The organism is Psychrobacter sp. SWN149, assembly GCF_015864565.1.
Taxonomy (GTDB): domain Bacteria; phylum Pseudomonadota; class Gammaproteobacteria; order Pseudomonadales; family Moraxellaceae; genus Psychrobacter.
Map to the genome: position 1 here is coordinate 18,741 of NZ_JADYWX010000004.1, position 14,223 is coordinate 32,963.

11 protein-coding genes and 1 other RNA gene are annotated in these 14,223 nt (G+C 43.2%); 5 read left to right on the plus strand and 7 right to left on the minus strand.

Going from position 1 to position 14,223, the window contains the following annotated elements; genetic code table 11:
• Positions 1–199: 199 nt before the first annotated feature.
• The gene (locus tag I6E86_RS07505) at positions 200–2,143 is read right to left on the minus strand and encodes a TonB-dependent receptor (protein WP_197176655.1); all 1,944 of its coding nucleotides are present in this window, start codon (positions 2,141–2,143) and stop codon (positions 200–202) included.
• A gap of 401 nt (positions 2,144–2,544) precedes the next feature.
• Here I6E86_RS07505 and I6E86_RS07510 point away from each other — a divergent pair, with 401 nt between their 5' ends.
• Positions 2,545–4,536, plus strand: a complete 1,992-nt coding sequence (locus tag I6E86_RS07510) for a mechanosensitive ion channel family protein (protein ID WP_197176657.1) — start codon at positions 2,545–2,547, stop codon at positions 4,534–4,536.
• 89 nt (positions 4,537–4,625) lie between these two features.
• Here I6E86_RS07510 and I6E86_RS07515 read toward each other — a convergent pair whose 3' ends face one another.
• The 5 genes from I6E86_RS07515 to I6E86_RS07535 all read right to left on the minus strand — a co-directional run bounded on the left by I6E86_RS07515 (position 4,626) and on the right by I6E86_RS07535 (position 9,045).
• Positions 4,626–5,258 (minus strand): DNA-3-methyladenine glycosylase family protein, encoded by a 633-nt coding sequence (locus I6E86_RS07515; protein ID WP_197176659.1) that lies wholly within the window; start codon positions 5,256–5,258, stop codon positions 4,626–4,628.
• A 133-nt stretch (positions 5,259–5,391) separates the two neighbouring features.
• Positions 5,392–6,123 carry a Smr/MutS family protein gene (locus I6E86_RS07520; protein ID WP_197176662.1) on the minus strand — a complete coding sequence of 244 codons (732 nt, stop codon included), beginning with the start codon at positions 6,121–6,123 and terminating at the stop codon, positions 5,392–5,394.
• A gap of 93 nt (positions 6,124–6,216) precedes the next feature.
• Positions 6,217–7,110 carry an indole-3-glycerol phosphate synthase TrpC gene (trpC, locus tag I6E86_RS07525; protein WP_197176664.1) on the minus strand — a complete coding sequence of 298 codons (894 nt, stop codon included), beginning with the start codon at positions 7,108–7,110 and terminating at the stop codon, positions 6,217–6,219.
• A 79-nt stretch (positions 7,111–7,189) separates the two neighbouring features.
• Positions 7,190–8,311, minus strand: a complete 1,122-nt coding sequence (gene trpD / locus I6E86_RS07530; RefSeq protein WP_197176666.1) for an anthranilate phosphoribosyltransferase — start codon at positions 8,309–8,311, stop codon at positions 7,190–7,192.
• 110 nt (positions 8,312–8,421) lie between these two features.
• Positions 8,422–9,045, minus strand: coding sequence for an anthranilate synthase component II (locus tag I6E86_RS07535; RefSeq protein ID WP_197176668.1), 624 nt, complete (start codon positions 9,043–9,045; stop codon positions 8,422–8,424).
• Positions 9,046–9,818: 773 nt separating this feature from the next.
• Between I6E86_RS07535 and glnA the strand changes: the two genes are divergently transcribed.
• Together glnA and I6E86_RS07545 are read left to right on the plus strand one after the other, a co-directional pair.
• On the plus strand, positions 9,819–11,228 hold the full coding sequence (gene glnA / locus I6E86_RS07540) for a type I glutamate--ammonia ligase (RefSeq protein ID WP_194364306.1): 1,410 nt from the start codon (positions 9,819–9,821) through the stop codon (positions 11,226–11,228).
• A 222-nt stretch (positions 11,229–11,450) separates the two neighbouring features.
• A complete protein-coding gene (locus I6E86_RS07545) occupies positions 11,451–12,224 on the plus strand; it encodes a DUF4124 domain-containing protein (RefSeq protein ID WP_197176669.1) in 774 nt (257 codons plus the stop codon).
• Between the two features lie 108 nt (positions 12,225–12,332).
• Here the strand turns inward: I6E86_RS07545 and I6E86_RS07550 are convergent, their stop codons facing one another.
• Entirely contained in the window at positions 12,333–13,049 is a 717-nt protein-coding gene (locus I6E86_RS07550) for an SIMPL domain-containing protein (RefSeq protein WP_197176670.1), read from the minus strand.
• 258 nt (positions 13,050–13,307) lie between these two features.
• Here I6E86_RS07550 and ffs point away from each other — a divergent pair.
• Together ffs and I6E86_RS07560 are read left to right on the plus strand one after the other, a co-directional pair.
• An RNA gene (ffs, locus tag I6E86_RS07555) (signal recognition particle sRNA small type) lies at positions 13,308–13,404 on the plus strand.
• A gap of 220 nt (positions 13,405–13,624) precedes the next feature.
• Positions 13,625–14,221, plus strand: coding sequence for a LemA family protein (locus I6E86_RS07560; RefSeq protein WP_179798982.1), 597 nt, complete (start codon positions 13,625–13,627; stop codon positions 14,219–14,221).
• The last annotated feature ends 2 nt before the right edge of the window (positions 14,222–14,223 follow it).

Genomic DNA, 14,223 nt, shown 5'->3' on the forward strand with positions numbered 1-14,223 from the left:
AATATTCGTGGTCATGGCGCAACACCTCTCGGAGGGTGTCATTGTAATAGATGACAGATAAAATGTCACCTACTGGCTAATAGAAATAATAGACAGCAGTGTTAAGTTTGATTTCAGGTTTTTATGGCAATAAAAAAAGGCCATCAACTGATAGCCTTTCTCTTGCTTGCAATAAATACGATCTCAATTTTCGATGAGTTTAGTACCAATCATAGGTTAAAGAGCCAAAATAGCTAGTGCCTTCAGTGGCATATTCTGTACCGAATTGATTAGATAGTGTGTAATCTTCATCAGTGATATTGTCAACGCGTAAGTTAGCACGAAGATTGGTCGTCAGATAGATAACGCCACTTAAGTTTAGTAGAGTGTAGTCATCCAACTTAGTAGTATTTGCAGCATCAGAGAATCTTTCATCAGTATATTTAGCTTCTAAACGCACATCAAAAGCAGGTTGCTGATAACCAACATAAATCAAACTGCTATTTTGAGGGCGGTATACAAGGTCGTTATTATAGTTAGTACTATTGGTGGTTTTGTCTTTGGCTTCTAGATAGTCATAACCCAAACCGAATACAAACGAACTAACGCTCCAGTCTGAAGTCAAGCTTAATCCTTTGATTTGTGCCTCACTCGTGTTGGTATTACCACCAATCAAGTCATCAACGTCAGTATGATAGCCAGTCAGACGGGAGATTTGATTTCCTTTATTGTACTCTACAAACACTTCCGTATTTTTACTGGTCTCAGGCTTTAAGTCTGGGTTACTGTAACCAGGGTAGTATAAATCGTTGAAGGTTGGTGCGCGAAATCCTGTCGCATAGCTTGCACCGATACGCAAGCCATCTAATGGACGTATAGCGGCACCTATGTTGTATGTGTCCTCATTGCCATATTGTGAATTGTCATCGACGCGATAATTGGCTTGTAGGTCATAACTATCTTCTGATAATTGATAGCCCACAAAACCACTTTTGACCGTTCTATCTTCAGGATCGTAAGCAGTTTGAGCGGCAGGTGCAGGAAAACCTGAAAAATCCAAAACATCGGATGCCTCTAATTTTTGTGATAACCATTCTGCGCCAATGATAACGGTACCAGGTTGTGCATTGATACTTGTTTCTGAACGTGCCTGCTGTTGAATGGTATCAAATTGACTGCCATCTTGATAATCAATAGAGTTAGCATCATGAGTAGTGGATTTATCGATACTTTGACCATAGCTAAATTTAGTGACGGCTAATGGTGTTTGATGCTGAATAAAAACGTTGGCGCTGCCATTTTTTTGATCTGAATAAGCATTTGGAAAAGCGTTGCCTGCAGAGTCAATATCCGTTGTAGAGTCAGAATATAATGCGCTGAGTCCAGCACTTAAAGAGTCTGAAATCTTATGTTGTAATGCTAGACTGGCATTGGTAGATTTAAAACCATCATCATCAGCATTGTAATCATAAGAGCTGGGGTTAGCAATCGCGTTAAAACCGTCTGTTTCGTTACGGCTGACACCTAAGCTCAATGAAGAAGTCTCATTTTTAAGCTGACCTGTTATGCCTACTTGGTAATGGTTGTTGCTACCATAACCAACGGTCGTTGAAAGATTGGATTGTTCTACGTTATTGCCTTTAGTAAATATTTGAATGACACCGCCCATCGCGTCAGAACCATAAATACTAGAACCTGATGCGCCATATAGTATTTCTATACGGTCGATTTGATCGGCAGATAATAAATTTAGCGCTGGCGCGCCTGTAGAAATAGAGCTGTAGCGAATACCATCAATGATTACAAGCACTTGCTTACTATCATAGCCACGCATATAAAAGTTACTGACTGTGCCTGTACCGCCACTTTGAGCAATGTTCATACCGGATTGATTTTTTAGTACATCAATCACGGTTTGACCTTGATAGCGTTGCAATTCTTCTTTATCGATTACCCGTGTCTGAGCGATAATATTACTGGTCTTAGTCGGCGTACGGGTGGCTGTTACGACAATTTTATCAAGCTCAACTTGTGGTAGGTCGCTATCGTTGATGGAAGTATTTTCAAAAGTAGCTGCCATTGCGGTATTCACAGCGAGTAAACCTAGCGCGCTTAAGATACTCAAACGAAGATAAGCACGTGAAGATGAACGTGATAAAGACATAGTTGATTCCAAAGTAATCATATAAAAAGGCAGAAATAAAAGGTAACGAGTCTGACGTTAAGCATGTCAAAGGTTACAAAAAGATGTATATAAGCAAAACTATATACATTATCTACAATATGGCAGGCTTTATAAACCACTTTAACCTAATTTTTACTCAGGGTAGGCTGAATGTTATTCATTATATAGTCGTTAATTATCCGTCTGACTATGGTTTGTTCATTGATGGATATTTTTTTAGCAGACATTATCAGACCGGTATGCTGTGTCAAAAGATAGAAAGCCAACACCGTTGACCAAAAATCATGTAATCAAAAGCACTGCTGTTATAAATAATTGTTACTATAGTGCAAATCTTGAATGTTCTCCATTGTACCGTTTATAAAAATAAGAGGTTTGTTTTGTCTACCAAGCATGATCTGACTCCCAGTGTGGCGCTTTATCCCCTCAGCTCTATCATCAAAAAGCCATTAACTATCATAGTATTGTTGATGGCGATGGTGATGGGTTTTTTTCTTCCAAACAGCGCATTTGCCCTTGAAGCAGGGGCTTTGGGTGTCGGTGGCGATAGCAGCGGAGAGTCTGTTATCTCAAACCTGCCTGACTCGTTTGGGCGCGATACACCGCGGCATACTGTACAAGGGTTCATCAGTGCGCTGGGCGAAAACGATTACTTGCTCGCCAGCAACTACCTCAATTTATCAAAATCTGACAACCCGACCACAGTAGTTCGCCAGTTCAAGCAGGCACTGGATGCAGGTGGACGTTTTCAGCCTGATTTACAGATCAGCAATGCCCCTGAAGGCAATCTAACGGATCAATTGCCACCAAGCCAAGAAAATGTCGGCGTGATTAATGTCGGTGAGAGAAGTGTGCCACTGCTACTAGAAAGAGTGGTGTCTAAAGACGACGAACAATATTGGCAGTTTTCGAGTGATACGCTCAGCTCAGTGCCAGAAGTGATAGAAAACACAGAACCTACCTTAGTATCTCGCTATACCGTTGACTCTTTAGATGGTAAAAAACTTTTCGGCTACCAATTGGCTGATTTGGTCGCTGCGCTAACCATGATTATCAGTAGCTTTGTACTGACCTACATCGCGGTGTGGCTGTTGTACCATTTACTGCGAATGACTTATCCTTATGTACGCGGTGCACCATTGCCATTGCCGAACAAAGTGATACTGCCACTCGCTGTCGTTATTATGGCACTGATATTATCCGAGGTTATGGTATATGCAGGCGTATCAGTGACGCTACGTGAGCCAGTCAATCGATTTACCGATATTGCTTCATGGGTAGCAACCACTTGGCTGCTGCTGCGGGTTATTGATGCGATATTTACTCGGGCGGTCAATCTAAGTTATAAGAGAAACCATACCGAGCGTGTGTCTATCTTGGGGCTGCTTCGCAAAGTCGTCAAAGCACTGCTACTGATATTTGCCGTCATCGTTATCTTTGGCAATTTGGGGTTTGATTTGACCACTGGTATCGCCGCTCTAGGTGTTGGTGGTTTGGCATTAGCGCTTGGTGCTCAAAAAACCATCGAAAACCTTGTTGGTAGTGTCGTTGTAGTTGCAGACTCACCAGTACGCATCGGTGATTATTGTAAATTTGGGGCTTATGAAGGCACGGTCATCGATATTGGTATTCGTTCATCACGGGTACGTACCTTGACCCGTACCGTTGTGACGGTACCAAACGGTGATTTTTCGTCCATGCAAATTGAAAACTTTACCTCAAGGGACATGTTCCGATTTTTTCATCAGCTATATCTTAAACGTACTGCCGATCTTGATGTCATCTTCAAAATGGTCAATGACTTGGATGGGTTTATAAAAGAGCATGATTTGACCAATCAGGAGTGGAATCAGGTCAATATTTTAGAGCTGCGTCAAGACTGCTATGTCATTCAGTTGCAGGCTTATGTCAATGCCGTTGGTATTATTGAATTCTATGACAAACAGAATATTTTATTTGTCGATATATTAACCCAAGTGGCCAAATACAAGGTCGAACATGCTCTGCCAACGCAGCAGCTCATCGTCAATCAAACTGAGCTTGACCACCATATAGAAAGCGACACCGCTGAAACCGTGGACGGCATCTCGGATAACGGTAGCGACACGGATAGTCATGACACCAATGGTAGCTTGGAGGATACTCTTGATTATAATCATGACCGTATAGATCTTGATAAAAAAACGGATAGTGATAAAAATAGTGAAGAGGCCAAACAGAGTGCCGGTATCAACAGCCATCATTTATCTCTAGCAACCGTCAGTAAAAGTGGCGCGATGAAAGCGCTGAAGCATAAGAGTCGCATGCTCAGAAAAAGCAAGTTCAAACATACTAAGAGAAAACCTGGCTTATCTATATGGAATCAGAACTAAGCAGACTGCTAAGCATGCGTTGCTGACCTATTTCTTTTAAAGGGACAATGATGATGATTGAAAATGCCAGTGGCTATCAGGGTTTTTTGCTATAAAGGTAGGGCAGTTTTATTGCGTAATACCCCATAATACGACCAGAGTAAGAGGCCAGCGCAACTGCGGTAAGGCGACCAGTGCTGAGTTAGGTCTTTGAGTTGCTTGGGTGTTGGGCGATCTGCTAAGCCTAATAACTCCATGGCCGCAACTTTGATTGCCAAATCATCAACCGCGAGTACATCTGCACGTTGTAGTGAAAACAATAAGTACATCTCAGCCGTCCAACGCCCGACGCCTATCACAGCCGTTAGCGTTGCTATGACGGCGTCATCTGACATAGAGGGTAGCGCGGCAAAGTCGATATCATGCTCAACCAATGATCGAACGTAGCGAGTCTTTTGTTTAGACAGTCCTTTTTCTCGCAAAGCCTCGTCCGTTGCCTCAATGATTGCGTTCGGTGTCGTCAAGCTTGCATCAACCAACCGTTGCCAAATACTGGCTGCCGCTGCGACAGACAGCTGTTGACCGACCATGGCTCTCATCAATTGCTCAAAGCCGCCTGAATTGTGTTTGAGGCTCGGTGTACCAACCTGTGCATAGATCGGCGCAAATTTGGGCTCGATAGCGATCAGCGCTGTGATATGCTCGCGCAGCTGATCTTCGTTTTCGATAGTTTGTATCGTCATGATGGTGTCGCTCTGATGGCAGGATAGTATATAGATAAGGCTACGTCTTAAGCCACTATCATAACAGTATCAAATTGATAGATAAAAAAAGGACTGCATCGTTGCAGTCCTTTTTTATTGCTAATACTGATGCTTACTCGCCATCTGATTTAGGTTTTTTAAGCAGGACCAATACCGCGCCATTGCCACCATCTTTTGGCGGTGCAGAGCAAAACGCCAATACTTCAGGCAACTGACGCAACCAACCATTGACGCACGTTTTTAGAATGGCCTCAGAGCCTTTACCATGGACGATTTTTACCATGGTTTCGTTCTTTTGCTTGGCTTGGCTCAATAGTTGAGTCATGGCGACGCGGGCTTCTTCTATCGTACAACCATGGATATCGACGGCATCATACCAGCGTAGCTTGCCTTTTTTAAGTTGATCAAAGATTTTATTCTGCAAGGTTGGCTGCTTGTACGATAAAAAGGCTTCCGCAGCGACAGGGTTTAGCAGTGCTTGCATATCTGATAAGCCTGCACCCAAGTCACTCGCTTCACTACCTTGGGCGGCCGCACGTTTAGAGAGTGTGGTCGCATCAGGTTTGCCCGCTTTGCTCGCATTGGCGGGTGAGCGGACGTTTTTGTCTTCTAGTTGGTTGACACCGTGCATCGCTTGCATGAATAGCACTTTATCATCATCAACATGTTCACTGTTCATTTGCTTGACAGTCTTGTTCACTTGCTTTTGCGTGGGCAATGACACAGGCTCAGTGGGTTTTTGATTGTCACCATCAGGTGAGTTGGTATCACGGCCTTTGCTTAGTTGGCCTTTTAGTTCTTTGAGTTGGTCTTGCATTTCTTTTGAAAATAGAGAGTTTGACATAAAAGTTAACGTATCGTTGATTGATGAAAGGTTGGTTGAGTAATTTGCATAGCACACGTATTACTCAATGCGATCTGGTTATATTGAATCACTTTACCCGTCTAGTGCAGCGCCTGCAAGTAAGGATTGTAACGCTTGACCTGGGTGGTCGGTTTTCATAAATTGCTCACCGATCAAAAAGTGCTGAATATCATTATCTAGCATTAAGAGAATATCATCACTACTATGAATGCCACTCTCGGTGACGATGAGTGGTTTGAGTGCATCGTCATCACTTTCCGTGGTATCGATAGGGTCAGCAGCCAGTGCGTCAATCAATATATGCTTTAGATCAAGCGTGGTCTGTAGGTCGACATCAAACGTATTTAAATCACGATTGTTAATGCCGTAGATGTTGTGGTTCGAACGTGGCAATTGTAGTGCGCGCTCAAGCTCGGACTTAGTATGTACTTCTATGAGTACATCCATACCCAATTCAATACTTAGCGCATGTAGCGTTTGAACTTGGGTATCATCTAAGCAGGCCATGATAAGTAAGATGCAATCAGCACCCATCAGGTAAGACTGATAGATTTGATACACATCGATCATAAAGTCTTTGCGTAATATCGGCAGGCTTGAGGCATTGGCCGCTTGAATTAAATACGTATCATCACCCTGAAAATAATCACGGTCGGTCAATACTGATAGACAGCTGGCACCCGCTTGCTCATATTGTAGCGCGAACAGGGCAGGCGTGAAGTTGTGATTGATAACGCCTTTAGAGGGCGAGGCCTTTTTTATTTCGGCAATGATGCCGACACCGTTCTCTTTTGTGCTAGCCGCGCGTAGCGCTGCCGCAAATCCTCGGCGTGATTTTTTATCCGCTGCGACTTTTGCCTGCAAGTCTTCAAGAGAAAGACGCGCGCGTGCCGCTTTTACTTCTTCGACTTTGGTGGCGACGATGCGCTGTAGTACTGAGGGAATGTCTGAATGGGTCGTAGTCATGCTGGTATCCGAATAGTGTTAAATGTAAATAGACAACGTTAGAGAGTGTTGCACCGAATTGGTGCTTATCTACTATTGGCTAAACCTGAGCAGCCAGTTGCTGTGTGTATTTGGCCAAAGACTCAAGCTTGAGTAGCGCATCGCCATTTTGAATGACTTGCTGTGCTCGGCTGACGCCATTGGCATAGTTGCTGGCAAGCCCTGCTGTATATATCGCTGCCCCTGCATTCAGTGCAATCATATCACGGGCTTTTAGCACAGCACGGTCATGAGTATCAGCACCTGATAGAGCCGCGCGAATAAGCTCAAGGCTCTGTGCTGGAGAGTCGACATCGAGTCCGATGAGGGTTTGTGATTCGATACCAGCATCTTCTGGCATCATCTCGTACACCGATATCTCACCGTCTTTTAATTCAGCAACAGTAGTCGATGTCGCCAGACTGATTTCATCCAGACCGTCTTTGGCACCCACAACCATGACATGGCGTGCGCCTAAATTTTTCATTACCTTGGCGATGGGTTCACATAGCTGCGCGGTAAACACACCGATGACTAAGTTAGGCGTGCCAGCAGGATTGGTCAAGGGCCCTAATATATTAAAGATAGTACGGGCTTTTAACTCACGGCGGATGGGATTGGCATGACGCATGGCGCTGTGATGATTAGGCGCAAACAAAAACCCAATACCTTGGTTCTCGATGCAGTCTTTTGCTTGCTCTGGGGTGAGCGTCAGGCTGATGCCAGCCTGCTCAAGTAAATCTGAGCTGCCCGATTTGGTTGAGACACCGCGGTTACCATGCTTAGCCACTTGCGCACCAGCTGCTGCCGCTACTAGCGCCGAGGCCGTTGAGACGTTAAAGAGGTTGGCGCCATCGCCACCAGTACCCACGATATCGACCAAATGCGCACAGTTTTTTGGTTCAATATTGGCAGCCAATGCACGCATAGCGCTGGCCGATGCGGTGATCTCATCAATAGATTCACCCTTCATGCGTAGACCGGTCAAAATAGCGCCCATCATCGCGTCGCTACATCTGCCTTGCATGATAATTAGCATCACTTGATACATCTCATCAAAGGTCAAATCAATGTGCTGAAAGATTCTACCCAAGGCGGTCGTTAGCAGCTTGTGCGTTTCTGTATCAGAAAGCGCTTCAATACTCTCTGGTGTATGCGTGTCTTTTATTTCTTCTGCGCTCATTATGGTCTCGCTTAATATTGTTTTTTATGATGATTTGTGTGAAATATTGAGAAGTTTTTTGACATATGGGTGACTGGTTTGAAAAAAGCAAATCATACTACATAGGAAAATCAACCCACTTGCGGTAGCGCATCTGATGCTAATGTCGCTAAGCCATGCGTCTGCAAGAAATTATTGAGCAGCTGATAACCCACTTCGCTTAAGATAGACTCAGGGTGAAATTGTACGCCTTCTACGGCAAAGGTTTTATGACGGATACCCATGATTTCTTCAATATTACCATCAATATTCTGTGTCCATGCGGTCATCTCAAGGCAGTCAGGTAAGCTGGCTTTGTCAATAACGAGCGAATGATAGCGTGTGGCTTTTGACGGGTTGGGTAATCCAGCAAATATACCTTGATTGTCATGGTAAATTGCCGACAATCGGCCATGCATCACTTCACCAGCTTTGACAACTGATCCACCAAACGCCTGTCCAATGGCTTGATGCCCCAAGCAAATCCCCAGTATCGGTATAAAGCCCTTAAAGGCCTCGATGGCCTTAAGCGAAATACCCGCACGGTCAGGATCGCATGGGCCTGGGCCAATAACAATGATGTCTGGCGCAAGCGTCTGAATCTGCTCAATAGTGACCTCATCATTACGCCAAACGGTGATATCTTGCTGTAGCTCACCAAAGTACTGTACGATATTGTACGTAAAACTGTCGTAATTATCGATCATCAGAATCATGAGTGTATCAACTTATCGATTTTCTATGTTTTCAAAATGAGAACACGCCCAAGCGATGTCTCAATCGTTATCCGTAGATAGCCATATTAGGGCACGCAAGTCTGAGCGCTATGCGCTACAGCCTTATCATGCTTTTTGATAGGCGGTTATCTTACCACTATTTTACCCACCATCAAATGCGCAGGCTGACTGCATGAGTAAGTAGTAAATAGAGCAGGTTGCACCAAATTAAAACACACATTGTTTATTTATGTTTTTATGCACTGTTTTAGTGCGATTTAACGGCTACGAATGATGCTTTATGACTGATAGATTATCGAGTCATGAGGATGTTAAATTTTTTATAAATAGGTATGTACTATAAGTAACTGTAATTATTAATAATAAATAAGGTGTCGTATTTTGATAGTGTTTCATCTATAAATATTGGCATAACCTTTGCAGCTGTTTATATAACCGCTGTTGTCATTATTTAGAGCCACAAAAGCGTGGTATAAAATAATCATCCGTAAATAGCTGTTAATGAATACATTCAGTATTATGAGTCACATATAATCAAAATTGATTTGACTTATGGTGGTACGGAAACGATGATAGGTTGGGTTGAGTGAGCGCTTTAGATGCGCGTCTTGACTAATATACTAAATAGTGTTGATAATAAGCATAATATCGAATGCGCTATTTGGTAGTATCAGCACAGCTGATATTCTTGAAAAAAGTTGTACTAATAATTTTAAATCGCAATAACGTGATCAACACAACGGAGATTATTCATGTCGAACAAACTATTAGATCTTATCAAATCCTCTAACGCTAAATGGGTTGACTTTCGCTTCACCGATACACGCGGTAAAGAACAACATATCAGCTTCCCAGCGCATAGCGTCGACGAAGATGTGATGGAAGATGGCAAAATGTTTGACGGCTCATCTATCGCAGGTTGGAAAGGCATTGAAGCGTCAGATATGATCTTGCGTCCTGATCCAGAGACCGCATTTCTTGACCCGTTCTTCGATGCCGTTACCGTGGTAGTGACTTGTGACATCATCGAGCCATCAACGCTACAGGGCTATGATCGCGATCCACGTTCTATTGCTCGCCGTGCTGAAGAGTACTTAAAATCTACTGGCATTGGTGATACCGCTTATTTCGGTCCTGAGCCTGAGTTCTTTGTATTTGATGATGTAAAATGGTCAGTTGACATGTCAGGTGTGAGCCATAAAATCACGGCTGAAGAAGCAGCATGGTCGACAGGTGAGACTTACGAGTGGGGCAACATGGCCCATCGTCCACGTGTCAAAGGCGGCTACTTCCCAGTACCACCAATCGATAGCTCACACGATATGCGTGCCGTTATGTGTGAACGTATCGAAGAGATCGTTGGTGAAGGCTCAGTTGAAGTGCATCACCATGAAGTGGCGTCTTGCCAGTCTGAAATTGGCGTAGCGTTCAACACGATGGTACGTAAAGCGGATGAAGTTCAGCAATTGAAATACGTTGTACATAACGTCGCGCATCAGTTTGGCAAAACCGCAACATTCATGCCAAAACCAATCGTTGGTGACAATGGTTCAGGTATGCACGTGCATATCTCTATCTCAAAAGACGGCGTAAACACCTTCTCAGGTGATGAGTATGCTGGTCTGTCTGAAACAGCCTTGTACTTTATTGGTGGTATCATCAAGCACGCTCGTGCATTGAACGCGATTACCAACCCATCAACCAACAGCTATAAGCGTCTAGTACCACATTACGAAGCGCCTATTAAACTTGCTTATTCAGCATCTAACCGTTCAGCGTCTATCCGTATTCCACACGTGAGCAGCCCTAAAGCGGTACGTGTTGAAGCACGTTTCCCTGATCCAACGGCTAACCCATACCTAGCGTTTGCTGCATTGTTAATGGCTGGCCTTGACGGTATCCAAAACAAGATGCACCCAGGCGAAGCTGCGGACAAAAACTTGTATGACTTGCCACCAGAAGAAGAAGCACAAATCCCAACGGTTGCAGAGAGCTTAGATGTTGCATTGCAAGCACTGCGTGATGATCATGACTTCTTGTTAAAAGGCGATGTCTTCACTGAAGACATGCTAGAAGCGTTTATCGCTTTGAAAGAAGAAGAAGTACAACGTCTAAACGTGACTGTACATCCAGTTGAGTTTGATATGTACTACAGCTGCTAATGAGTCGCTAAAGCACTTAGTTATTTTGAGTCGTAAAAACCAGCTAAGGTTAACTTAGCTGGTTTTTTTATGTCTTTTTATAGAGGTAAAAATCGTTATGAAGCGTTTTTCTTTAACATTACTACTGAATTCATATCGATGACTACTGATTTCACTGCAAAAGTATCGCATAATGATAGGTACTCAATTTTTAGTAATAGACATCAATTAGGCTGACTGACTATGGCATTATTATCAAAACCTTCTTTTTTGACAGGCGGTGTAAAGATAGGACTTCTGACCATTGCTACCAGTCTCTGTATGCCGCTTACACAGGCTGCACCCATCTATAAAGTGGTTGATGAAAAGACCGGTCAAGTGACCTTTACTGACCGTCCGCAAAGTTATGAGCAGCAAACTGGTAAACAAATCAGCCAAATAGCCATCACAACAGGCAATGAGACGAATGGCTCAGGAGTTGCTAATACAGCAGGTAGCAGTTCAACAAGTAGCAATGCAACAAGTAGTTCTGATGTCATCAATCAACCAGTTTCGGCGACACAAACACTAAATGCACCTGCCACTGCTACGACGACTGTGCCAGTGAAAGCACCAGTCAGCTATCAATTAACGATTGCTGAACCCAGTAAAGAGAGAGCTTATCGCCGCCCAGCGCAAAGTATTGATGTGGCTGTACAAATCAAGCCTGCGCTACAAGCAGGTGACAGTGTGCGTATTTATCTGGATGATAAGGAAGTGGCACAGGGGCTGAGTACATCGATTGGTACGGTAAATGTGTTGCCAGGTGCTCATACGGTAAAAGCTGTAATACAAGGCGAGACAGGCCAAACGCTTGAGCAGGTAGCCATTACTGTCTATGTGATTCAAAACAATACTACATTACAAAACAATAAAAAGATCGCACAGCAGCTTTTGGCTTATCAAAACCTATCGTGGTATCAAAAAATGAAGTTGAAACTGAGTCAAAAAGAAGTGGCTCAGTCTCAATCCCAATAACGACAACAATTAAATATGATGGATATCGTTAATCAAATAAAAAGGCAAGCACCATTGATGATGCTTGCCTTTTTTAATGTCAATTGATTGTCTTAGCAGTGCGTTGACTTACTTGGTTAGCTCAATGGTACCGTTAGCAGTGACCGATACCGTACTGTTACCAGATTCAAAGCTTTGGCTCGGTACTGACTCGTCTGCCATTCCTGACTTCATGCTCATGGCGCTATACATGGGACGTGGATAGTTGCTACCTGTGTTTAGATTGACCGTCACGACACGATAGTTACGAGCATCCCATGCCCGAGTGAGATTCTTAGCTTGCTGCTGAAAGGCGCGTGATGCTTCAGTCATGAGTTTTTGCTCAAGGGCATCTTTTTTGGTATCTGAAACCCCAAAGTTTAGATTATCCATGACCAAGGTTTCTTGCAAGTCAGCAATGAGCTGGCTGGTCGCTGCAAAGTCAGTACTCTTCAGATCTATATTTGCCTGTCCTGTCCAGCCGATAATCTTATCGTTTTTGTCATAGCGTGGATAGGTGCGCTGCTGTCCTGTGCTCACGGTCACGCTAGGGTAGCGCTTGGCGATTTTCATCGCGTTATTGATAGAGGTGCTGAGCATCGTGGCCAATGTCTTCGAGTCCGTTGCCTGTGCTTTTTTGTATAAGCTGGCGCGTACTTCATCGTTTTGAATCTCTTCTTTTACTTCTGTTTGAAATGTCAGTTGGTCGTAACCAGTTGGCTCTGCATGGGCGCTGCCCATCATGGCGGTCATGAGACAAACTGTACCAGAAGCCAGTGCTGCTTTATTTAATAAAGTGTTTTTCATTATTATCTCCTAAGTGAATTTTCATGTTTAGCAACCATATGAATGGTGTCTACCTTTATTTTTATATAAAAGCCAAGCCTGTTATTTTTTAGATTAAAACAGCTGCTTAGCTTCATTCTATAAAGTAACAAAATATGTATAAGTTACTGTGACAATTTTGTGAGCCAATCTATAGGCTATTTATCGCGCAAAACAAACAGTTTTATCACAGGGGTTGCAAAATAAAAAAATCCTTGTATAATCTGCATCTGGTGGCTCCATTGGTAGCCTCGCAACATTGTTCTATGAATCCCGCCAGGACCGGAAGGTAGCAACGGTAATAGTTATGATGTGTGCCGAGGATGTGCTTTTGGAGTCGCTTTTTTTTGCCTGAAATTTGATCTTTACATCAAAAAGTATTAAAGATGATCTTATGATGTATTAAGCCCTTCATTGTAAAGGGCTTTTTTTTGTCCAAAATTTCGTTCGATATCCTATTTAATTTTCTGTTCAATTTAAAAGCGTCATTGATTAATATGAGTTAAAATACAATGTAATAACTTTTGTTAACATTCTAGACACTTTGGGGTTTGATTATGAAGATGTTTGTTTGGCTATTTATTGCATTTATAGTGTTAGTAGTCGTGTTTGGCGTATCAGTATTTAACAAATTGGTACGCGCACGTAACCAAGCAAAGAATGGCTTTGCTCAAATAGATGTGCAATTGAAGCGTCGTCATGATTTGATTCCAAATTTGGTTGAGACCGCCAAGCGTTATTTAAGCCATGAAGAAGAGACGTTAACCCGAGTCATTAATGCGCGTAATCATGCTCAAGATCTACAAGACTCTAATAAGCATCAGCCAGACTCACTAGAGCACATGGCACTATTTGCAAAAGCAGAAGGTATGCTGTCTAAAGCATTGAGTCAGTTTTCTGCTGTCGTTGAGGCATACCCTGAGCTGAAAGCCGATAGCATGATCAAGGAGCTGATGGATGAGTTAACTAATACGGAAAATCGCATTGGTTTTGCGCGTCAGCATTACAATGACAGCGTGATGTTCTATAACAACGACCGTGAAGTATTTCCTAATAACCTTGTCAGTACGACCTTTGGCTTTCGTCCGCTCAGTCAGTTAGTATTCGAAGATAGAGAAGCGATTGCTCAGGCACCGATTGTCAATATGGGCTAAGG

Coding starts and splice junctions, on each gene's coding strand:
- I6E86_RS07505 (WP_197176655.1), bottom strand. CDS start 2,143: ATGTCTTTATCACGTTCATCTTCACGTGCTTATCTTCGTTTGAGTATC.
- I6E86_RS07515 (WP_197176659.1), bottom strand. CDS start 5,258: ATGACGATACAAACTATCGAAAACGAAGATCAGCTGCGCGAGCATATC.
- I6E86_RS07520 (WP_197176662.1), bottom strand. CDS start 6,123: ATGTCAAACTCTCTATTTTCAAAAGAAATGCAAGACCAACTCAAAGAA.
- trpC (WP_197176664.1), bottom strand. CDS start 7,110: ATGACTACGACCCATTCAGACATTCCCTCAGTACTACAGCGCATCGTC.
- trpD (WP_197176666.1), bottom strand. CDS start 8,311: ATGAGCGCAGAAGAAATAAAAGACACGCATACACCAGAGAGTATTGAA.
- I6E86_RS07535 (WP_197176668.1), bottom strand. CDS start 9,045: ATGATTCTGATGATCGATAATTACGACAGTTTTACGTACAATATCGTA.
- glnA (WP_194364306.1), top strand. CDS start 9,819: ATGTCGAACAAACTATTAGATCTTATCAAATCCTCTAACGCTAAATGG.
- I6E86_RS07545 (WP_197176669.1), top strand. CDS start 11,451: ATGGCATTATTATCAAAACCTTCTTTTTTGACAGGCGGTGTAAAGATA.
- I6E86_RS07550 (WP_197176670.1), bottom strand. CDS start 13,049: ATGAAAAACACTTTATTAAATAAAGCAGCACTGGCTTCTGGTACAGTT.
- I6E86_RS07560 (WP_179798982.1), top strand. CDS start 13,625: ATGAAGATGTTTGTTTGGCTATTTATTGCATTTATAGTGTTAGTAGTC.